A 20,927-nucleotide genomic window follows, 5' to 3' on the forward strand; every position below is an offset into this window, starting at 1 on the left:
AGCCAGCTCCCACAGGTTTCTCGGTCGTACACAACAACTGTATCCACTGAAAATCATTGTGGGAGCTGGCTTGCCAGCGATGAGGTCGGAACAGACGCCTTTTTACTTCGCGGGATACTGTCGATGCATCTGCCCCAGCAACGCATCCTTGTCCTGCCACAGCTGATTGATCCAGCCCTGAAACTGCAGGCGGTACTCGCCGTCCTGGTCGTAGTTCTTGCCGATGAACTGGGGCGGAATTTTCAGCTCTTCAAAGTGCACCACCACATCCGCAATATTCCCGCACAGCAAATCCCAAAAACCGGGACGCCCGGCGGGGTAGTGGATGGTCACGTTGACGATGGACTCCAACTGCTCGCCCATGGCATCCAGCACAAAGGCAATGCCGCCGGCCTTGGGTTTGAGCAGGTATTCAAAGGGTGATTGCTGCTGGGCATGCTTGCCTTCGGTGAAGCGCGTGCCTTCGACGAAGTTGAAAATCCCCACCGGATTATTGCGGAACTTTGCGCAGGTCTTGCGGGTGGTTTCCAGGTCTTTGCCTTTCTTTTCCGGATGCTTCTCCAGATAGGCCTTGGAGTAGCGCTTCATAAACGGGAAGCCCAGCGCCCACCACGCCAGGCCGATCACCGGGACCCAGATCAGTTCTTGCTTGAGAAAGAACTTCAGTGGCTGGATGCGGCGGTTGAGCACGTATTGCAGCACCAGGATGTCGACCCAGCTCTGGTGATTGCTGGTGATCAGGTACGAATGCTGGTAGTCCAGGCCTTGCAGGCCGCTGATGTGCCAACGGGTGCGACGGACCAGGTTCATCCAGCCTTTATTGATACTGATCCACGCTTCGTGGGTATGGCTCATCAACCATCCGGCAATGCGCTGGGTGAAGGCGAACGGCAGTACCTTGATCAGCGCCACGCAGAACAGGAATGAGCACAGCAGGATTGTATTGAGTGCCAATAGCAACGAAGCAATGACACCGCGCACGGCGGCAGGTAGAAAAACCAGCATTTAAACGTCCATAGGTCGGTTGGCTGCCTGGATTGCGGTCAACGCGATGGTGTAGACGATGTCATCGACTTGCGCACCGCGCGGCAAGTCATTCACCGGTTTGCGCAGGCCTTGCAGCATCGGGCCGAGGCTGACGCAGTCGGCGCTGCGCTGCACGGCTTTGTGAGTGGTGTTGCCGGTATTCAGGTCGGGGAACACGAACACCGTGGCGCGACCTGCCACCTGACTGTTCGGTGCCAGTTGCCGGGCCACGGTTTCGTTGGCGGCGGCATCGTATTGCAACGGGCCGTCGATCAACAGCGAGTTCTGTTGCTCATGGGCAAGCAGCGTAGCCTCGCGAACCTTCTCGACTTCTTCGCCGCTGGCCGATTCACCGCTGGAGTAACTGATCATCGCCACGCGTGGCGTGATGCCGAACGCTGCCGCGGAATCAGCGCTTTGCAGGGCGATCTCGGCCAGTTCGCTGGCGCTCGGGTGCGGGTTCATCACGCAGTCGCCATAGACCAGCACCTCTTCCGGAAACAGCATGAAGAACACCGACGAGACCAACGTGCAGCCCGGCGCCGTTTTGATCAGTTGCAGGGCCGGGCGAATGGTGTTGGCGGTGGAGTGGATAACGCCCGACACGAGGCCGTCGACCTCATCCAGCGCCAGCATCATGGTGCCGATCACCACGGTGTCTTCCAGTTGTTGCTCGGCCATGGGCGCGTTGAGGCTTTTGCTTTTGCGCAGGGCAACCATCGGTTCGACGTAGCGCTCGCGAATCAGGTCCGGGTCGAGGATTTCCAGCCCCGGTGGCAGCTCGATGCCTTGGGCGCGCGCAACGGCTTCAACGTCTGCCGGTTTGGCCAGCAACACGCAACGGGCAATGCCGCGGGCCTGACAGATCGCTGCGGCCTGCACGGTCAGCGGCTCGCTGCCTTCGGGCAGGACGATGCGCTTGTTGGCGTTCTGCGCACGTTGAATCAACTGATAGCGGAATACGGCTGGCGACAGGCGCATTTCCCGTGGCGTGCCACAACGCTGGTGCAGCCAGTTGGCGTCGAGGTGGCTGGCGACGAAATCGGTGATGATTTCCGCGCGTTCGCGGTCGTCGATCGGAATTTCCTTGTTCAGGCCGTTCAACTGGTTGGCGGTGTCATAGGAGCCGGTGCTCACTGACAACACCGGCAAACCGGCCTGCAAGGCGCCACGGCAGAGGTCCATGATGCGCGGGTCGGGCAGGGTGTCGCTGGTCAGCAGCAGGCCGGCCAGCGGTACGCCATTCATGGCGGCGAGGCTCACGGCGAGGATGATGTCGTCGCGGTCGCCGGGGGTCACCACCAGCACGCCCGGTTTGAGCAGCTCTACGGTGTTACGCATGGTGCGCGCGCAGATGATGATTTTGGACATGCGCCGGGTTTCGTAGTCGCCGGCGTTGAGCACTTGTGCGCCCATCAGGTCGGCGACGTCGCGGGTGCGCGGGGCGTTGAGTTCCGGCTGAAACGGAATGCAGCCCAGCAGGCGGAAGTCACCACTGCGCAACAGCGGCGAATGCTCCTTAAGGCGTGCGGCGAAGGCCTCCATGCTTTCGTCGGTCTTCACCTTGTTGAGGATCACGCCGAGGACTTTCGGGTCTTTCGGGCCGCCAAACAATTGCGCCTGCAACTCGACGCGACCGGACAGTTCGGTCAGCACTTCGTTTTCCGGCGCCGACACCAGGATCACCTCGGCGTCGAGGCTTTTGGCCAGGTGCAGATTGACCCGTGCGGCATAGCTGGCGCTGCGGGTCGGGACCATGCCTTCGACGATCAGCACGTCCTTGCCGATGGCCGCCTGTTGATAAAGCGTGATGATTTCTTCGAGCAGTTCGTCCAGCTGACCGTCGCCGAGCATGCGCTCGACATGGGCCAGGCCCAGTGGCTGTGGAGGTTTCAGGCCGTGGGTGCGGGCGATCAGTTCGGTGGAGCGCTCAGGCCCGGTGTCACCCGGATGCGGCTGGGCGATCGGTTTGAAAAAGCCGACCTTGAGGCCGGCACGCTCAAGTGTACGGACCAGCCCGAGGCTGATGGAGGTCAGACCCACACCAAAATCGGTGGGTGCGATAAAAAAAGTTTGCATGCGGATTCTCTGGAGGTGCATGGCAGTGGTGATCATCTATATCTGACGATCTACCGAAATTCAGTCGCCAAGGTTATCGCTAACCGAGCCTTGTGCGCACCAACCGCAATCGAAGGGCTGGCCTATTTTTTCATGGCGCTGTGCAGGGTCCGTGACCCAGGCGCGGGACTGCCAGGGCGGCTGGTGTCGCAGGTGCTGTGTGTGGCCGCAGGAAAGCTCGGCGACCCAGTGTCCGTCCTCGTCTTGATGAAAGCCGGTGATCGTCGCAATCCGTCTGTCCGGGTTGTGTTCGCTTTCGGACGATTGCTTCGCTAAACTGGGTCTTTCATTATTCTTATGCAAAAGGTCTCGCCCCATGCTGATTGCCGCCAATAAGGCTGTCTCCATCGACTATACCCTGACCAACGACGCTGGTGAGGTCATCGACAGCTCAGCCGGCGGCGCGCCGCTGGTCTACCTGCAAGGCGCAGGTAACATCATTCCGGGCCTGGAAAAGGCACTGGAAGGCAAAGCAGTCGGCGACGAGCTGACCGTAGCCGTTGAACCTGAAGATGCCTATGGCGAGTACGCTGCCGAACTGGTCAGCACACTGAGCCGCAGCATGTTCGAAGGCGTTGATGAGCTGGAAGTGGGCATGCAGTTCCACGCTTCCGCTCCGGACGGCCAGATGCAGATCGTGACCATCCGCGATCTGGACGGCGACGACGTGACTGTCGACGGCAACCACCCGTTGGCCGGTCAGCGCCTGAATTTCCAGGTCAAGATCATCAATATCCGTGATGCCAGCCAGGAAGAAATCGCTCATGGTCACGTCCATGGCGAAGGTGGTCATCACCACTGATTTTCTGCGCTAAGCTTTCGATTACTGGAGAGGCGCCCCGAGGGCGCCTTTTTAGTCTGCGGCTGTCCGAGGCGACACCGATAAGTGGCTGTTTCGAGAAGAACACGAAAATCTGGAGTTCGTCATGAGTGCTTTTCACGACCTTAATTTGACAGCCCTGAATGGCAAGGAGCTGCCTTTGGCGCCTTTCAAGGGGCACGTGGTGCTGGTGGTCAACGTTGCTTCCAAATGTGGCCTGACCCCACAGTACGCGGCGCTGGAGAATCTCTACCAGCAATACAAGGCCAAAGGCTTCAGCGTGTTGGGCTTGCCGTGCAACCAGTTTGCCGGACAGGAGCCAGGCACCGAGCAAGAAATCCAGGAGTTTTGCAGCCTCAACTATGGCGTGACTTTTCCGTTGTCCAGCAAACTGGAAGTCAACGGGCATGAACGTCATCAGCTGTACAAACTGTTGGCGGGCGAGGGTGCGGAATTCCCGGGTGACATCACCTGGAACTTCGAAAAGTTCCTCCTGGGCAAAGACGGGCGTGTACTGGCGCGGTTCTCGCCACGTACGTCGCCGGACGATCCGAGCGTCATTCAGGCGATTGAAAAAGCCCTGAGCTGATCTCCCCACCTGTAGGAGCGAGCCTTGCTCGCGATAGTCGTGAACGATGACGCGGGAAACCTGACACCCCGCGGCGTTCTCAAGTCCATCGCGACCCGGCTCGCTCCTACAGGGTTATTCATAACTTTTTCTCCTTAATCACCCAAATCAATAGTGCTGTTCACGGCGTTGGACACTCCATATTATCGCCGTCATAAAGTAATCCTTCGTGGAGCGTCCCCATGCCCGTCCAAGCCCTGTTCAAACCGTTCCACCTTGGCAACCTCGAACTGCCGACCCGCGTCGTCATGGCGCCGATGACCCGTTCGTTTTCCCCGGGTGGCGTACCCAATTCCAAAGTGATCGAGTACTACCGTCGTCGTGCTGCCGCTGGCGTTGGCCTGATCATCACTGAAGGCACCACCGTCGGTCACAAGGCATCCAATGGCTACCCGAACGTCCCGCACTTCTATGGCGAAGCCGCCCTGGCAGGCTGGAAGAAAGTCGTCGACGCCGTCCACGCCGAAGGCGGCAAGATCGTTCCGCAACTGTGGCATGTGGGCAGCGTGCGTCGCATCGGCACCGAGCCGGACGCCAGCGTGCCGGGTTACGGTCCGTCGGAAAAAGTGAAGGACGGTCAGGTCGTGGTTCACGGCATGACTAAACAAGATATTCAGGACGTGATCGCCGCGTTCGCCCAGGCCGCCAGGGATGCCCAGAGCATCGGCATGGACGGCGTGGAGATCCATGGTGCCCACGGCTACCTCATCGACCAGTTCTTCTGGGAAGGCAGCAACCAGCGTACCGACGAATACGGCGGCAGCCTGGCCAACCGTTCGCACTTCGCCATCGAATTGATCCAGGCGGTACGGGCGGCGGTCGGCGAAGGTTTCCCGATCATCTTCCGTTTCTCGCAGTGGAAGCAGCAGGATTACACCGCCCGTCTGGTACAAACCCCGCAAGCCTTGGGCGAATTTCTCCAGCCGTTGTCCGACGCCGGCGTGGATATTTTCCACTGCTCGACACGCCGTTTCTGGGAGCCGGAGTTCGACGGCTCCGAACTGAACCTGGCGGGCTGGACCCGCAAACTCACTGGCAAGCCAACCATCACCGTCGGTAGCGTCGGTCTGGATGGCGAGTTCCTGCAGTTCATGGTCAACACCGACAAGGTCGCGCAACCGGCCAGTCTTGAAAAACTGCTGGAGCGCTTGAACAACGACGAGTTCGACCTGGTCGCGGTGGGTCGTGCGCTGTTGGTCGATCCGGACTGGGCGCAGAAGGTGCGCGAAGGTCGTGAGCAGGACATCCTGCCGTTCAGTCGCGAAGCATTGATGACGTTGAGTTAAAGGCGTCTGTACCGGTCCCATCGCGGGCAAGCCCGCGATGGGGGCCTCAAAGTCAGTAAGTGTTCAAGGGACTATCGACGCGTTCGACACCACCTGTTCCCCCACGCAAGCCCCCCGCAACTGCCCCTCGAACTGCTCGATAATCGACGCCCAGCCCTGGCGACTGGCATGCTGGCGTGCGTTGAGCCGAACGCAGCGCAAGGTTTCCCGCTCTTCCAGTAGCCACGCCGCCGCATCGCAGAACGCTTCTTCATCCCCCGGCATCGCCAGTACGCCGTTGTAGCCATGGCGAATATGCTGGGCTGCCGCTGCCTGATCGTAGGCCACGACCCCCAGCCCCGAGGCCAGCGCCTCAAGCACTACATTGCCAAAGGTTTCGGTCAGGCTCGGAAACAGAAATACATCCCCCGACGCATAGTGACAGGCCAGCGCTTCACCGCGCTGAGTGCCGCAGAAAATCGCCTCGGGCAATTCGTTTTGCAGTTCCTGGCGCTGCGGACCGTCGCCGACCACGATCAGCTTCAGGGTGCGCTGTGGATAACTGGCCTTGAGGGTGTGGAAGGTGCGCTTGAGCAATCCCAGGTTTTTTTCCTGGGCCAGGCGACCGACATGAATGACCGCGATGTCTTCTTCGGTCAATCCCCATTGCTCGCGCAGGGCGTTCAAGCGTTTGGAGGGGTGAAACAATTGACTGTCGACCCCTCGGGAAAGCAACGCCAGGCGCTCGAAGTGACGCCGTTCCAGCTCCATTCGCTGACTGACGCTGGGCACCAGGGTCATGGTCGAACGATTGTGGAACCAGCGCAGGTAGTGGGTCAGCAGCCGCGTCAACAAGCCGAGCCCATATTGGTGGGAGTACTGCTGGAAATTGGTGTGAAAGCCGCTGACCACCGATATCCCCAGGCGCCGCGCCGCTCGCAGTGCCGACAACCCCAATGGGCCTTCGGTGGCGATGTACAGTACATCCGGGCGATGGCGCTTCCAGCGGCGCAACAGCTTGTGCATTGACGACTGACCCCATTGCAAACCGGGATAGCCCGGCAGCGGCCAGCCCCGGCACAGCATTAACTCATCGTCGCTGCTCAGCTGCTGATCGCAGCCTTGGCGCGGCCGAATCAACTCCACCTGATGCCCGCGCGCGCGCAATCCGTCGCACAAGCGACCAAGGGTATTGGCCACGCCGTTGATTTCGGGAGGGAAGGTTTCGGTGATCAGGGTGATATGCAGAGCTGTCGTCATGACCTCAGTGTCGGCTGAGGCCATGTCGGCGTTATGGCGTTTGCGTGATGGATTTGTGACCGTATCAGCGTTGGGTCACCAGGTTCTCCGCACCGCGCTCACGCACCCAGAACAAGGTAGCCCCGGCCACCGCGGCCGGCATCATTAGGATGTTGACCACCGGAATCAGCAGCGCCAGATAAACAATGCCGCCGAAACTCATGCTCTGCCAGCGTTTCTGCCGCAGCCAGGCGAGCATCTCGTTCCAGCCCAGCTTGTGGTTGTCCGCCGGGTAGTCGATGTACTGGATCGCCATCATCCAGACCCCGAACAGCAGCCACAACGGCGCGGCGATGATGTTCACCACCGGGATGAACGAAAGAATGAACAGGCCGATCGCCCGGGGCAGGAAGTAACCGAGCTTGCGCATTTCCCGGCCCAGGGTGCGGGGGATCATGGCGATCAGCTCGCCCCAGCTGAAGGTCGGGAAGTCGTCGGTGCCGCGCACCACCACTTCGACTTTTTCCGCCAGGAAGCCATTGAACGGTGCGGCGATGACGTTGGCGAGCATGGTGAAGGTGAAGAACACCATCAACAGCACCAGTACGACGAACAGTGGCCACAGGACATAACTGAGGAAGCTCAGCCAGTCGGGCAGGGAAGGCATCAGTGTGTCGACCCATAGGCTGAACTGGTGACCAGCCAGATAGATCAATCCGACGAACAGCACCAGATTGATGACAAGTGGAAGCAATACAAAAAGACGCAGGCTGGGGCTGAGAACCAGTTTCAGGCCTTCGCGCAGGTATTGCGGGCCGGACAGAACAGGGGCGGGCATAACGTGCTCCGAGCAGAGGGAAAACGCGCCGACCTTACCGGCTTTGCCTGACGGGTGAAAGCGCGGTAGCGGCATCGACATTAACTGTAACAAAGGCGTCCTGATAATCACGCTTCCGGGATAGAGACCACCTATGAGCTGGATTGTTAAACCGTATTTCCTTAATCTTCGCCCCCTCGATACGCTGCACCCATTCTTTTTACAGGACTGTCGAGTTCAAGCCTTCCCCAAGTGCTTTCAATGGTCCTTTTTTATTCCCGCCGGCAAACCGGCGATCCGCGCCAGGTGTTCCGGGCCGGTCAACAGGAGCAGGTCATGTCTGAAGTCCGTCATTCGCGAGTGATTATTCTCGGTTCCGGCCCTGCCGGTTACAGTGCCGCGGTCTATGCCGCCCGTGCCAACCTCAAGCCACTGCTGATCACCGGCATGCAGGCTGGCGGTCAACTGACCACCACCACCGAAGTCGACAACTGGCCGGGCGACGTCCACGGCCTGACCGGCCCGGCGCTGATGGAACGTATGAAAGAGCACGCCGAGCGCTTTGAAACCGAGATCGTTTTCGATCACATCAATGCCGTGGACTTCGCTGCCAAGCCTTACACCCTGACCGGCGACAGCGCGACCTACACCTGCGATGCGCTGATCATCGCCACCGGTGCGAGCGCGCGCTACCTGGGCCTGCCGTCGGAAGAAACGTTCATGGGCAAAGGCGTTTCGGCCTGCGCGACCTGCGACGGCTTCTTCTACCGCAACAAGCCAGTGGCTGTGGTGGGCGGCGGTAACACGGCGGTGGAAGAGGCGCTGTACCTGGCCAACATCGCCAGCACCGTGACCTTGATTCACCGTCGCGAAACCTTCCGCGCCGAGAAAATCCTGATCGACAAGCTCAACGCCCGCGTGGCCGAAGGCAAGATCATCCTGAAACTGAACGCCACCCTGGACGAAGTCCTGGGCGACAACATGGGCGTGACTGGCGCGCGTCTGAAGAACAACGACGGCAGCTTTGACGAAGTGAAAGTCGACGGCGTGTTCATCGCCATCGGCCACACCCCGAACACTTCGCTGTTCGAAGGTCAGCTGACGTTGAAAGATGGCTACCTGGTTGTGCAGGGCGGCCGTGATGGCAATGCCACGGCGACCAACATCGAAGGTATCTTCGCGGCCGGTGACGTGGCTGACCACGTATACCGTCAGGCCATCACCTCGGCCGGCGCCGGTTGCATGGCGGCACTCGATGCCGAGCGTTACCTGGATAATCTGCAGAACGCTTGATTCTGCGATCGGAAAAAACCGGCTTCGGCCGGTTTTTTTATTGCGTCGAAAAAACCTCATTCCTGTAGGAGCGAGCGCGCTCGCGAGGGTGGTCAACGATGACGCTGGCAACCTGACACCTCGCGGTGCCCTGTCGTCCATCGCGAGCAGGCTCGATCCTACGGGGGGAATGTGTTCAGACCAGTTTCTTCAGGCACGCTTCGAGAATATCCAACCCTTCCTCCAGCACCGCGGCCTCGGTGGTCAACGGTGCCAGCAGCCGAATGATATGGCGTGATTTGCCGCTGGGCATCAGCAGCAACCCGGCGTCCCGCGCCAGGGCCAGCAGTTGCGTTAGTTGCGCGGCTGCCGGTGTGCCATCAGGTTTGATCATTTCGATGCCACGCATGGCGCCAACGCCAGTCAGTCGACCCAGATACGGCGACAGCTTGCTCGCACACCACGCTTCATAGCGGCTGACGATCGCTTCTTCCTGTTGCGAGCCCCAGGCTTTCAGGTTGGCATCGGTCATTTCATCCAGCGTCGCCAGCGCGGCGGCACAGGCGATGGGATTGCCGGAGTAGGTGCCACCCAGCCCGCCCTTGGGCAAGTTGTCGAGCAGCGATTTACGCCCGACCACCGCACCCAGCGGCACGCCACCCGCGATGCTTTTGCCCAGCAGGATCAGATCGGGTTCGATGCCCAGTCGCGAGAACGCAAAGCGTTGGCCGGTTCGGCCGAAACCGGACTGGATTTCATCGGCGATCAGCACAATGCCTTTCTCGTCGCAGAAACGCCGCAATACCTGGGCAAACTCAACGTCCATCGCCAGAAAACCGCCTTCGCCCTGCACGGGTTCGACAATGAAACACGCAACGTCTTCGACGTCGATTTCGACGCTGAACAGTCGCTCCATCGCCTTCAGGGCCTCAGCGCAGGTGACGCCGTTGTCCTTGCTCGGGAAGGGCAGGTGGTACACCGGCCCTGGCAACACACCGACTTTCTGTTTGTACGGCGCGACTTTGCCGTTGAGGTTGAGGGTGGCCAGCGTACGACCGTGGAAGCCTCCATCGAAGGCGATCACGGCGCTGCGGCCGGTGGCGCCGCGCACGATCTTCAGGGCGTTTTCCGCCGCCTCGGCGCCGCTGTTGGTGAGCATTCCACTGACGGGGTAGTCCACCGGGATAAACGCGCTGAGACCGTCCATCAAGGCGATGTAGGGTTCATGTTGCGCAGCGTTGAACGCGTAGTGGGTCAGGCGGGTGGCTTGTTCGCGAATGGCTTCGACGATGCGCGGATGGCAATGGCCGAGATTGAGTACGCCGATGCCGCCGACGAAGTCGATGTAGCGTTTGCCATCGGTGTCCCAGACTTCGGCGTTTTTACCGTGGCTGAGCGTGACAGGGTGAACGATGTTGATCGACTGACTGATGCTTTCGCTGCTCATGGATGACCGGCTCGGAAGAAGGAAGACTTCCTTTTATCTAAGCCGTGAGCAGTGCTAGCGGGCAAACGAAATAAAGTGACCGGGTCAATCTGAAAAGTCGGGATGTGCTTTGCACGCTGTGAACGCTGGCTTGTAGGAGCGAGCCCGCTCGCGATGGTGGTCAACGATAACACTGGCAACCTTACACCCCGCGGTGCCCTGTCGTCCATCGCGAGCAGTCGAGCGTCGACCGGCTGCTCCTACAATTTAAATCAGCGGCGGGTCAGAGGCTGCTGAGCAAACTTCACCCCGGCCAGACCATGGGCCATCAACGCACGGATATTGCCGTGATCGCTGCCTTCAGGTGTGGCCAACACGGAACGGTAGTGTTCGCCGAACGCCAGCAAGGCTTCTTCATCGCTCAAACCTTCCAGCAGCGCCAGGCCCAGCGTCTTGCACGAACCTTCGTTCTGTCCGGCGGCGTTTTCCACGCCACCGTTGTTGAACGCCTGTGGCTGGTAGTCGTAACCGGCGGCGATGAAGGCCAGGGTATCGGCGAAGGCGTGTTCGCCGCTTTTGAGGCTGGTGCGCAGGGTGTTCAAATCACTCATTGGGTTTTCCTTTGGCGAACGCCGCTTGTTGTTCGGCGCTGGCTTCTTGCTGAAATTGGGCTTTCCAGTCGGCGTACGGCATGCCGTAAACCACTTCGCGGGCTTCGTCGAGGCTCACCTCGATCTGGCGTTCGTCGGCAGCCGCCTTGTACCACTTGGACAGGCAGTTACGGCAAAAACCCGAGAGGTTCATCAGGTCGATGTTCTGCACATCCTTGCGGCTGTCCAGGTGGGCCACCAGCCGGCGAAAGGCGGCGGCTTCGAGTTCCAGGCGTTGTTGATCGTTCATGGGGTCTCTCTGAGACAGCTGCAAGCGGCAAGCGTCGAGCTGCAAGTTGGATTTGCGATGCGGCGAAGTTTACAGCTTGCCGCTTGAAGCTTGTAGCTAGCCGCTGCTACGCAGTAGTCCGGCTCGCCGCCAGGGTGATCGACACCGACTCGGCGAATCGCAGGGCGTGGGGCTTGTCCACTTCGACCTCGGCATACAGCACCGACTCGTTGGCCATGACCAGATCGAGAATCTCCTGGGTCAGGCGTTCAAGCAGGGCGAAGCGATTGCCTTCGACGTGGGCGATGATGGCCTTGGTGATGGTCCGGTAGTTCAGCGCGTGATCGATGTCATTGTCGCGCACTGCTTCCTGGGCCGCGTAGAGGATGGTCAGGTTGATCAACACATCCTGTTTATTGAGGATTTCATCTTCGTTGATGCCGATGAAGGTGCGCAGGCACAGGTCCTTGACCCGGATGCGTGCCATGCCTGGTTGAAGTTGTGGCATTACTACTTGCTCCGTCCAATCAATTGCAGGAACTCCTGGCGGGTGTTGCTCGACTCGCGAAAGGCGCCGAGCATCACCGAGGTGTTCATGGTCGAATTCTGTTTTTCGACGCCGCGCATCATCATGCACATGTGCCGGGCTTCGATGACCACCGCGACGCCGGCCGCGCCGGTTACTTGCTGCACCGCCTCGGCGATTTGCCGGGTGAGGTTTTCCTGGATCTGCAGGCGTCGGGCGAACATGTCCACCAACCGTGCGATCTTCGACAGGCCCAGCACCTTGCCCGTGGGAATATAAGCCACATGCGCCTTGCCAATGAAGGGCAGCAGGTGATGTTCGCAAAGCGAGTACAGCTCGATGTTGTCGACGATGACCATTTCATCGTTGTCGGAAGCGAACAGCGCCCCGTTGACGATTTCTTCGACACTCTGGTCGTAACCATGGCAGAGGTAGCGCATGGCCTTGGCCGCGCGCACCGGGGTGTCGAGCAGGCCTTCGCGGTCAGGGTCTTCACCCAGACCGATCAGGATCTCGCGGTAGCTCTGAGACAGAGCGTTCTGAGGCAGGGATAACGTCATGGAAAATCCTCGCGGGACACTTATTTGATGTGCCTTCCGCCGTTGACGGTCAGGGTCGTGCCGGTGACATAAGGGTTGTCGAGCAAATAGCGCAGGCTCTGGTAGATCACTTCGCTGCCGGGTTCGATGCCCAGTGCGGATTTGGCCAACGCCTTGGCGCGGTAGGCCGCATCATCATCAGGGTTGAACAGTAGCAGGGCCGGGGCGATCCCGTTGACCTTGATGCCTGGCGCGTATTTCGCGGCGAAGGACAGCGTCAGGCTGTCGAGCCCGGCTTTGCTGGCGCAGTAGCCAATGTGCCTGCTGCTGCCCTTGCGGGTCACGTCATCGCTGATGTGCACGATGTCGGCGGGGCTCGAGCGTTGGAGCAAGTCGGCGCAATGCAGATTGATCAGGTAGGGCGCCAGCATGTGCACGCTGAACATGCGGGTGAAGGCTTCGGCTTCGGTCCCCGGGGTTTCGGCCAGCCATTCGGAGGCGTTATGCACGATCGCCCGCAGGCTCTCGGTATGGGTTTTCAGCTCGCTGATGAAGGCAAGGATTCCGCCTTCGGTGGCGAAATCGGCAAACAGCGCCGTCGCCCCCAGATCGCGCAGGGCTTGTACGCCGGGGCGTTCGCTGCGGTAGCTGAAAATCACGCGATGGCCGTCTTCGAGCAATCGCTGCGCGCAATGAAGGCCGACCCGCTGGCCGGCGCCGGTGATGAGGATTGGGGCTGCGGAAGAGGTCATGAACGGCTCGCGTCGCGGTAAGAGCAAAACTATACCAGCGCATTGCAGCGTTCACCTATGCCCCCGGTAGGAGCGAGCCAGCTCGCGATGGTCGTGAACGATAACGCTGGGAGCCTGATACCCCGCAGCGTTCTCAGGTTCATCGCGAGCTGGTTCGCTCCTACACCGGGAGATCAGCGGCTTTGAGGGCTTGGCTCGGCGGACAACCGGCGCACAGGCTTGCTATTGAGCCAACCCGCCAACAACCGGGTCGACAGTGGAATGAAGAAGTAGACCATCAAGGGGGTCAGGCACAGCGTGCTGACAAATATTCGAGGCAGCAGGCTCATTTCACTCAGCAACGGTCCAAGAACAAAGTTGAACAGCAGCGACACCGGAAAGAAAGCCAGCCAGATCGCCACCGCCTGTTTCCAGCGTGGTGGGCGCTGGCCTGCGGCGCCAAACCAGCCTTCGATGCCACTGACCCGATGTTCCATCGGATGGGCGAACAAGTCGCTACCGCGCGCCAGCCACGCCGTACGCGAGGCGGAGTGTTCCCAGGCGTGCAGAGTCTGCTCATCGGCGAAGCGGAAAATAATCTGGAATTCATTATCGTCGGGCGGCGGAGCGAGCACGCCGGAGCCGAGATAACCGGGGAAGTCGGTGGCCAGTTGTTCGCCTTCGCGTAACCAGGCGATCAGATCCTGATAACGCCCATCGGCAACGCGACGTGCAACCATCAGCGTGACGGGTGAGGTAGACATTGTGTATCTCCGTAAGGCTTTTGCATCGATCCGGGTAGGAACTTCGCTGAACGCAGTGCCGGGGTGGTGGACTGCGTGTCGTGACAAGCAAGGATTATTCCGCATTCTACCTGTTTTCATATTTGGTGTTTTTCGATCGCGCATGGCTTGAATGATCATGGGGCAGGCGAGTTAAAATGCCGCTCGAACCACGCATGGACGTTGAGGCGCAGATGCCCGTACTTACTGATGGTGCTTCAGGCGTACCGCAGGCTGTATCTCTTGAGCAGGAAGAGCTCTTCCCTATTCGCGAAGTATCTCGCCTGACCGGCGTCAATCCGGTCACGCTGCGTGCGTGGGAGCGACGCTATGGTCTGATCGTGCCAACGCGCACCGAAAGTGGGCATCGCCTGTACTCGATGGCCGATATCGAGCGTGTCCGCAGCATCCTCGGCTGGATCGAACGCGGTGTCGCGGTCAGCAAGATCGGCAAGATACTGGCCAAGGCAGCGCCGCTTCAGGCGTTGTCGCACCTGATCCCCAACGACCTCGTGCAAGCTGACTATGCGCAATGGCATCAGCAGCTTCAGGCCGCCGTCAGTGCTTTTGACGATGTGCTGCTGGAGCAAATATACGGGCAGATCTTTTCCAGCTACAGCCAGCCGGTGGTGTTTCAGGACATCCTGCTCCCGCTCTGGAAGCAGTTGCTGCAACGCCAGGATTCATTCGGCCGGGTCAGCGAGTGGTTGTTCCTGGATAGTTTCCTGCGATCACGGGTCACGCAACGGTTGCTGTTGATCCGTGACAAGCAACCAGGGCGAGTCATCGTCAGCGCCCTGTCGGGCCAATGCCGGGAACTTGAATTATTGATTGCTGCCTTGTTCCTGAGCAGCGAACAAGCCGGCGTGCGCGTGTTAGCCATCGGGCAGCCATTTGATGAGTTGACCCTGGTGTGCGAAAGGATCAAACCCCAGGCATTGGTGCTTTTTTCCAATCACGTACCGGCCCCCGAACTTCCACGGCGCCTGAATCGTCTGGCAATGAGCCTTGATTGTCCGTTGCTGCTGGCCGGTGATGCGTCCGACCTGGCGCAGGAAAGCCTTGCCGGATCGTCGATTGGTTGTCTGGGAAGCGAGGGCGTGGTGATGCGCCAGCGTCTGAATCAGTTCCTGGCGGGCAATCTGGATACTTGAATTCAGAGATGCAGGCTAGGGTGGGTCAATCGATGTTGCTGCAGGATGTACTGGCGTAGGCGTTCGGTTTCATCCGTGTCGCTTTGGCTCAATTGATAGGCGTAGAAGCCTTGCTCGGTTTCCTTCTCGAAGGTGCCGCGCAGCGCGATTCGCTCATAGCCTGAAGGGCTGAACCACAAAGCGAAATGCTTCGGTGCCTTGGTCTTGTTGCGAACCTCGAGCAAAACCCCTTTGAACGAGACTTCATGCACCCACATCGTGCCGGGTTGGCCCTGGGCATTTTCCAGCGCTACCGGCTCTTCGAGCACCAATCGCCATGGCCGCACCAATGGACCGTCTTCATAAATACTGGGAACACCCAGGCGCAGATGCAGCGCATGAAACTCGTCTTCCACCAAGTGCAGAGGGAAAGTCATTTGTTGATTGTCGAAGTTGGCCTGGATGGTGACTTGTTCATGCGCTGCCAGGCGCGTGAGTAAGTCACGGATTTGCGAACCGCCGTTTACGAGCAGGCTCGACGTCGCATCACGCACATTGAGCTGCGGGTTGTGTTGCATGGTCTGGATGAAATCCAGCTCATCCTGAGTGAGGAGCGCGTCGCGATGCATGGCAGGCTCGAAAGAAATAGTTACAAAGTGTTCGGTGATTGTAGTTAATGACAATTGATTCGCGGATTTGTTTTAACCGTTCGTCGCTTTTAGCGCCGCAAGCTCAGCCTGGACTTCGGCCAATTGCGCTTCAAGCTGCGCAATCCGCTGCTGTGCCTTGACTTGCAGCGTCACGTCTTTCTGTACACCGATAAAGTAAACCAGCCCGTCACTCGGATTTTGCACCGTCGAAATGGACAGCTCATTCCAGAACGGTGTGCCGTCCTTGCGGTAGTTGCGCAGGATTTCCCGACAGGATCCTTCGCTCTTCAATGCATCACGAATCTTCGACAAAGCTGGCTGATCCCGGTCTCCGGATTGCAGGAAGCGACAATCCTGGTAAAGGATTTCTTCGCTGGAGTAACCGGTGAGGCGCTCGAATGCCGGGTTGACGTAAATCAGAATCTTGTCTTGCTCGCCTTCTTTTTCGGCAATCACGACGCCGTCGTTGGAGGCGTTGATCGCCAATTGCAGCAGTTTCGAGTTGATCATGGTGGACCCCTTCCTTGTTGGTTGTCGGGGGGATTCTAAAAGAACAATAAAGACTGTGCTGTTAAGATCCCGGTCTTTGACTCAGCTTCAGGATCAGATTGATGAAAGTCGCCATCATTTCCGGCTCGGTGTACGGCACGGCCGAAGAGGTTGCCCGTCACGCCGCCAGCCTTTTGCAAGCCGCCGGTTTCGAAACCTGGCACAACCCGCGTGCAAGTCTGGCCGATGTTCAGGCCTTTGGCCCGCAAGCCTTCCTGGCGGTGACCTCGACCACCGGCATGGGTGAATTGCCGGATAACCTGCAACCGCTGTACTTCGCGATCCGCGACCAATTGCCCGCGGCCTGGCGTGGTTTGCCGGGCGCGGTGATTGGCTTGGGCGATGCGAGCTACGGCGATACGTTCTGCGGCGGCGGCGAATTGATGCGTGAGTTGTTCGGTGAGCTGGGTATTCGCGAAGTGCTGCCGATGCTGCGCCTGGACGCCAGTGAAAGCGTCACTCCCGAAACGGATGCCGAGCCCTGGCTGGCCGAGCTGGCTGGCGCTCTGCGGGGCTGACCGAGCACCGCTCAACGTCTGTAAACGTCAATTCTCAGGGTGCTGCCGGGGCTGCAGGCAGTGCCCGCCTCGCCATCTCTGGCGGCGGTACTTTGACGTGGGGCCCGCCTCATTGAGCGACTGACTCGCTCGGCCATCAAGCTGGCTGCGAATGCAACTACGCGGACTCTGGGGATGTCTAGACTCGGTAGTCATTGGAAACACTCCATAATAAAAATAGAGGTTCCTTGCCGTGAGCGTAGCCCCCGTTCAATCCTCCAACAGCGTCAAAGACCAGGTCAGTGCCGCCGAGTGGCAGACCCGGGTCGACCTGGCGGCCTGTTATCGCCTGGTTGCCCTGCACGGCTGGGACGATCTGATTTTCACCCACATCTCGGCCAAGGTGCCTGGCACCGAAGACTTCCTGATCAACCCTTTCGGGATGATGTTTCACGAAATGACTGCCTCGAGCCTGGTCAAGGTCGATCAGGCCGGCAACAAGCTGATGGACAGCCCCTACGAGATCAATCCGGCCGGTTACACCATCCACAGCGCGGTTCACGAGGTTCGCCATGATGTCGTCTGCGTGCTGCACACCCACACCGCCTCGGGTGTTGCGGTCTCGGCGCAGAAACAAGGCATTTTGCCGATCAGCCAACAGTCGTTGTTTGTCCTTTCCAGCCTGGCGTATCACGCCTACGAAGGCGTTGCGCTGAATCACGAAGAGAAGGCGCGACTGCAAGCCGATCTCGGGGAAAACAATTTCCTGATGCTGCACAACCACGGTTTGCTGACCTGCGGCGGCACCATCGCCGACACGTTCCTGATGATGTTTACCTTCCAGCGCGCCTGTGACATCCAGGTCATGGCGCAGGGCGGTGGCGCGGAACTGATCGCCATCGAACCGCAGATTCTGGCGGGTGCCAAGGCGATGATCGCCGGTGTCACCAAAAGTGCTGAAGGCATGGGCGGTGCGTTGGCCTGGCCAGCGCTACTGCGCAAACTCGATAAACAAGACACGGGTTATAAACTCTAATGGCACTCGCTGAGATTCCTCTGTGTATCTGGCGCAAGCGCAGCCAGACATTCGACTTCCGTGGCCAGACCATTCGTTACTGGACGGCGGGGCAGGGTGAGCCGCTGCTGCTCATCCATGGCTTCCCGAGTGCCAGTTGGGATTGGCATTACCTGTGGCAGCCGCTGGCTCAGCGCTATCGGGTGATTGCCTGCGACATGTTGGGTTTCGGTGACTCGGCCAAACCGGTGAATCACGAGTACAGCTTGCTGGAGCAGGCTGATCTGCAACAGGCGCTGCTGGCTCAACTGGGTGTCGAGCAGCCTGTGCACCTGCTGGCGCATGATTACGGCGACAGCGTGGCCCAGGAGCTGCTGGCCCGGCATTACGATTCGCAGATTCAAATTGCCAGTTGCGTGTTCCTCAACGGCGGGCTGTTTCCCGAAACCCATCGTCCCGTATTGATGCAAAAACTGCTGCTTAGCCCATTGGGCTGGATGATTGGCCGCGCGTTCAGTCGCGATGGGTTGGTGAAGAGTTTTCATCAGATCTTTGGCCCTCAAACGCTTCCCACCGAGAGCGAAATGGATGATTTCTGGAGCCTGATCGAAAGCAATAACGGGCCACGGGTCATGCACAAGTTGATCGGCTACATCCCCGAACGGCGAGTACAACGCGATCGTTGGGTCGCCGCCATGCAGCGCGGTGAGGTGCCTTTGCGCGTGATCGATGGCGAGGTCGATCCGATCTCCGGCGCGCACATGGTCGCGCGTTATCGGGAGCTGATCCCCAACCCGGATGCGGTGCTGTTGAGCGGCATCGGTCACTACCCACAGATCGAGGCACCGTGCCAGGTACTCAAGCACTACCTGGCGTTTCGCGATCAGCAGATGCTGCCGCCGCTCAAGGTGGCGTGTTCCTGAGTTCTGCTGAACGCTGAACACTTTGTGGCGAGGGTGCCTTTGTGGCGAGGGGGGTAAACCCCCTCGCGACAGGTGCTGTGCTCGCCTTCTGCATCATCAATCATCCCCCAGCCTTATCGCGCACCATTCAGCCTCCCCCCTGTTCATTGTGACCCGCAGCGCTGTGCCTGAAACTCCAAGGCAATGTCCCTGGCCTGTTGGAGTCCCCACCATGAATGAGTCTGTGCGCTTCGAAGATAAAGTCGTGATCATCACCGGTGCAGGTGGCGGCCTGGGGCGGGCGCATGCACTGTTGTTCGCCCGGCAGGGCGCCAAAGTATTGGTCAACGACCTCGGCGGTTCGGCCCAGGGCGAAGGTGCCAACGCATCTGCGGCAGACCGCGTGGTCGCGCAAATCCGTGATGCCGGTGGCACCGCCGTGGCCAACCACGACTCGGTCACCGATGGCGACAAGCTCGTTCAGCATGCACTCGACGTCTTCGGTCGTGTCGATGTGGTGGTCAACAACGCCGGCATCCTGCGCGACAAGACCTTCCACAAAATGGAAGACGCCGACTGGGACCTGGTTTACCGCGTCCACGTCGAAGGCGCCTACAAAGTCACCCGCGCCGCCTGGCCGCACATGCGCGAGCAAAACTACGGTCGGGTGATCTTCACTGCGTCCACCTCGGGCATCTACGGCAACTTCGGTCAATCCAACTACGGCATGGTCAAGCTCGGCCTCTACGGCCTGACCCGCACCCTGGCGATCGAAGGCCGCAAGAACAACATTCTGGTCAACGCCATCGCCCCCACCGGCGGCACGCGCATGACCGAAGGCCTGATCCCGCCGCAAGTGTTCGAGCAACTCAAACCGGAACTGGTCAGCCCGCTGGTGGTGTACCTGGCCAGCGAAAACTGCCAGGAAACTTCTGGCCTGTTCGAAGTCGGCGGCGGCTGGATGGGCAAGGTGCGCTGGGAGCGCAGCCTGGGCGCCGGGTTCGACCCGCGGGTGGGTTTTTCGCCGGAAGATGTGGCGGCGCACTGGCAGCAGATTTGTGATTTCGAGGGCGCAGCGCATCCGAAGGACAACATTGAAGCGCTGAAGGAAATGATGGGGAATTTGCAGAAGTATTCGTTGTAATGCGGCAGGCAAGGTCATATCGAATGACCTTGCCGACTGTATTCGTGGGCTATCGAGGAAAGTACTTGGACACCAGCGCCGCCAGGGTTGCGGCCGTTTGCGCATCCATGACCCCATCGTAACGCTCCGGGCGAAAATGCATCTGAAATGCCCGGACCAGTTGCTTAAAACCTTGCTCGGTCGAAGCGCCTGAAATGTCATATCCGTAAGACTTGAATAGCGTTAACAACTCGCTGCGGGCCGGAATGGCGCTGGCATTGTATTGCTGTAGAAAGTCGTCCCGGGTGACCTCATCGAACCAGGCGCCGATGCCTTTGAGATAAAGCGCATGCCAGGGAAACACAGGCCCCGGGTCGCTTTTTCGTCCAACCGCGATATCCGAGTGCCCCAATACCTGGGTTGGTGTGATATCCGGGTAGCGTTTGAGGATATTCAGCGCAAGTTCTTCAATGGCCGCGATCTGTTCCGGATGATACGGCGGGAAGTTGAAATCGCCGTTGTTATCCGTCGCAAGATTGATGATTTCGATGCCGATGGAGGTGTCGTTCAGATTGCTGCGACTCCCCCACTGGCTGACCCCCGCATGCCAGGCCCGATGGGACTCATCCACCAGACTGAAGACCTCCTGTGCGGTATAACCTTCGCTCAAATAACTTGAATCGGTAATGTCCGGAATCAGGTAGTGCGCGCTGGCGCTCGGCCCCGTCAGAATTTTTACCGAGCTGGAGAAGTTGTCGGCTGTGTAGTGGAAGATAAGGAAGCGTATTCGGCTGTTGAAACTTTTGCTGGAGCGATACTTGTTGTAACTGATGGATTTCATAAAAGCACTCGTAGTGAATTAAGAAGAGGTCAGCTGATGATGGGAAGTGTCTGACCTGCGATTTAGCTTAATTGTTGGAGTGCTCCGGGTAGGTACAAAGTTTTGTAGGTTTATTCTGAGAATGATGTGGGTTGAAAGCGGTTTTTTTG

24 protein-coding genes are annotated in these 20,927 nt (G+C 59.2%); 9 read left to right on the forward strand and 15 right to left on the reverse strand.

What is annotated here, in order from left to right; all coding sequences use genetic code 11:
* Positions 1-102: 102 nt before the first annotated feature.
* From BLV61_RS20690 to BLV61_RS20700, 3 genes are read right to left on the reverse strand one after another with little or no spacing between them, the layout of a single operon-like run.
* Entirely contained in the window at positions 103-1,005 is a 903-nt protein-coding gene (locus BLV61_RS20690; protein WP_090467179.1) for an acyltransferase, read from the reverse strand.
* Positions 1,006-3,105 carry a phosphate acetyltransferase gene (pta, locus tag BLV61_RS20695; protein WP_047537783.1) on the reverse strand — a complete coding sequence of 700 codons (2,100 nt, stop codon included), beginning with the start codon at positions 3,103-3,105 and terminating at the stop codon, positions 1,006-1,008.
* Between the two features lie 60 nt (positions 3,106-3,165).
* Positions 3,166-3,492, reverse strand: a complete 327-nt coding sequence (locus BLV61_RS20700; protein ID WP_081997997.1) for a DUF3565 domain-containing protein — start codon at positions 3,490-3,492, stop codon at positions 3,166-3,168.
* Between BLV61_RS20700 and BLV61_RS20705 the strand changes: the two genes are divergently transcribed.
* From BLV61_RS20705 to BLV61_RS20715, 3 genes are all read left to right on the forward strand, one after another.
* Complete coding sequence (locus BLV61_RS20705) at positions 3,461-3,946, forward strand: FKBP-type peptidyl-prolyl cis-trans isomerase (protein ID WP_008054392.1); 486 nt, start codon at positions 3,461-3,463, stop codon at positions 3,944-3,946. The genes BLV61_RS20700 and BLV61_RS20705 overlap by 32 nt on opposite strands.
* 124 nt (positions 3,947-4,070) lie before the next feature.
* Positions 4,071-4,553 (forward strand): glutathione peroxidase, encoded by a 483-nt coding sequence (locus tag BLV61_RS20710; protein WP_090467182.1) that lies wholly within the window; start codon positions 4,071-4,073, stop codon positions 4,551-4,553.
* 221 nt (positions 4,554-4,774) lie between these two features.
* On the forward strand, positions 4,775-5,878 hold the full coding sequence (locus tag BLV61_RS20715; RefSeq protein WP_090467184.1) for an NADH:flavin oxidoreductase: 1,104 nt from the start codon (positions 4,775-4,777) through the stop codon (positions 5,876-5,878).
* Between the two features lie 63 nt (positions 5,879-5,941).
* On the opposite strand, the gene BLV61_RS20720 is transcribed toward BLV61_RS20715, so the two are convergent.
* Both BLV61_RS20720 and cysZ read right to left on the reverse strand, forming a co-directional pair.
* Entirely contained in the window at positions 5,942-7,141 is a 1,200-nt protein-coding gene (locus BLV61_RS20720) for a glycosyltransferase family 4 protein (protein ID WP_090467186.1), read from the reverse strand.
* Between the two features lie 40 nt (positions 7,142-7,181).
* On the reverse strand, positions 7,182-7,934 hold the full coding sequence (cysZ, locus tag BLV61_RS20725) for a sulfate transporter CysZ (RefSeq protein WP_047537797.1): 753 nt from the start codon (positions 7,932-7,934) through the stop codon (positions 7,182-7,184).
* A 315-nt stretch (positions 7,935-8,249) separates the two neighbouring features.
* Here cysZ and trxB point away from each other — a divergent pair, with 315 nt between their 5' ends.
* Positions 8,250-9,206, forward strand: coding sequence for a thioredoxin-disulfide reductase (gene trxB / locus BLV61_RS20735; protein ID WP_047539318.1), 957 nt, complete (start codon positions 8,250-8,252; stop codon positions 9,204-9,206).
* Positions 9,207-9,381: 175 nt separating this feature from the next.
* Here the strand turns inward: trxB and BLV61_RS20745 are convergent, their stop codons facing one another.
* From BLV61_RS20745 to BLV61_RS20775, 7 genes are all read right to left on the reverse strand, one after another.
* Positions 9,382-10,632, reverse strand: coding sequence for a 2-aminoadipate transaminase (locus BLV61_RS20745; protein WP_090467190.1), 1,251 nt, complete (start codon positions 10,630-10,632; stop codon positions 9,382-9,384).
* Between the two features lie 251 nt (positions 10,633-10,883).
* A complete protein-coding gene (locus tag BLV61_RS20750) occupies positions 10,884-11,222 on the reverse strand; it encodes a HopJ type III effector protein (protein WP_090467192.1) in 339 nt (112 codons plus the stop codon).
* Positions 11,215-11,511, reverse strand: coding sequence for a DUF1244 domain-containing protein (locus BLV61_RS20755; RefSeq protein WP_047537806.1), 297 nt, complete (start codon positions 11,509-11,511; stop codon positions 11,215-11,217). The genes BLV61_RS20750 and BLV61_RS20755 overlap by 8 nt, the downstream gene beginning before the upstream one ends.
* Positions 11,512-11,617: 106 nt before the next feature.
* Positions 11,618-11,998 carry a dihydroneopterin triphosphate 2'-epimerase gene (gene folX / locus BLV61_RS20760; protein ID WP_047537809.1) on the reverse strand — a complete coding sequence of 127 codons (381 nt, stop codon included), beginning with the start codon at positions 11,996-11,998 and terminating at the stop codon, positions 11,618-11,620.
* Between the two features lie 2 nt (positions 11,999-12,000).
* Positions 12,001-12,576: a GTP cyclohydrolase I FolE gene (gene folE, locus BLV61_RS20765; RefSeq protein ID WP_090467193.1), complete on the reverse strand. Its 576-nt coding sequence runs from the start codon at positions 12,574-12,576 to the stop codon at positions 12,001-12,003.
* 20 nt (positions 12,577-12,596) lie between these two features.
* The gene (folM, locus tag BLV61_RS20770; RefSeq protein WP_090467194.1) at positions 12,597-13,307 is read right to left on the reverse strand and encodes a dihydromonapterin reductase; all 711 of its coding nucleotides are present in this window, start codon (positions 13,305-13,307) and stop codon (positions 12,597-12,599) included.
* Positions 13,308-13,480: 173 nt separating this feature from the next.
* Positions 13,481-14,050, reverse strand: a complete 570-nt coding sequence (locus tag BLV61_RS20775; protein WP_047537817.1) for an antibiotic biosynthesis monooxygenase — start codon at positions 14,048-14,050, stop codon at positions 13,481-13,483.
* 212 nt (positions 14,051-14,262) lie between these two features.
* On the opposite strand from BLV61_RS20775, the gene BLV61_RS20780 reads away from it, so the two are divergent.
* Positions 14,263-15,222 carry a MerR family transcriptional regulator gene (locus tag BLV61_RS20780; RefSeq protein WP_090469937.1) on the forward strand — a complete coding sequence of 320 codons (960 nt, stop codon included), beginning with the start codon at positions 14,263-14,265 and terminating at the stop codon, positions 15,220-15,222.
* A 2-nt stretch (positions 15,223-15,224) separates the two neighbouring features.
* Here the strand turns inward: BLV61_RS20780 and BLV61_RS20785 are convergent, their stop codons facing one another.
* Positions 15,225-15,830, reverse strand: a complete 606-nt coding sequence (locus tag BLV61_RS20785) for a hypothetical protein (protein ID WP_090467195.1) — start codon at positions 15,828-15,830, stop codon at positions 15,225-15,227.
* Positions 15,831-15,902: 72 nt separating this feature from the next.
* Positions 15,903-16,361, reverse strand: a complete 459-nt coding sequence (locus tag BLV61_RS20790; protein ID WP_090467196.1) for a PAS domain-containing protein — start codon at positions 16,359-16,361, stop codon at positions 15,903-15,905.
* 101 nt (positions 16,362-16,462) lie between these two features.
* On the opposite strand from BLV61_RS20790, the gene BLV61_RS20795 reads away from it, so the two are divergent.
* The 4 genes from BLV61_RS20795 (at position 16,463) to BLV61_RS20810 (ending at position 19,958) form a co-directional block, all read left to right on the forward strand.
* Positions 16,463-16,918, forward strand: coding sequence for a flavodoxin (locus BLV61_RS20795; RefSeq protein WP_047537826.1), 456 nt, complete (start codon positions 16,463-16,465; stop codon positions 16,916-16,918).
* Between the two features lie 232 nt (positions 16,919-17,150).
* The gene (locus BLV61_RS20800; RefSeq protein WP_047537829.1) at positions 17,151-17,933 is read left to right on the forward strand and encodes a class II aldolase/adducin family protein; all 783 of its coding nucleotides are present in this window, start codon (positions 17,151-17,153) and stop codon (positions 17,931-17,933) included.
* Positions 17,933-18,835, forward strand: coding sequence for an alpha/beta fold hydrolase (locus BLV61_RS20805; RefSeq protein WP_047537831.1), 903 nt, complete (start codon positions 17,933-17,935; stop codon positions 18,833-18,835). The genes BLV61_RS20800 and BLV61_RS20805 overlap by 1 nt, the downstream gene beginning before the upstream one ends.
* Before the next feature lie 211 nt (positions 18,836-19,046).
* On the forward strand, positions 19,047-19,958 hold the full coding sequence (locus BLV61_RS20810) for an SDR family oxidoreductase (protein ID WP_090467197.1): 912 nt from the start codon (positions 19,047-19,049) through the stop codon (positions 19,956-19,958).
* 49 nt (positions 19,959-20,007) lie between these two features.
* On the opposite strand, the gene BLV61_RS20815 is transcribed toward BLV61_RS20810, so the two are convergent.
* Complete coding sequence (locus tag BLV61_RS20815) at positions 20,008-20,778, reverse strand: N-acetylmuramoyl-L-alanine amidase (protein WP_090467198.1); 771 nt, start codon at positions 20,776-20,778, stop codon at positions 20,008-20,010.
* Positions 20,779-20,927: the final 149 nt, after the last annotated feature.

This window comes from Pseudomonas mohnii (assembly GCF_900105115.1).
GTDB classification, from domain to species: domain Bacteria; phylum Pseudomonadota; class Gammaproteobacteria; order Pseudomonadales; family Pseudomonadaceae; genus Aquipseudomonas; species Aquipseudomonas mohnii.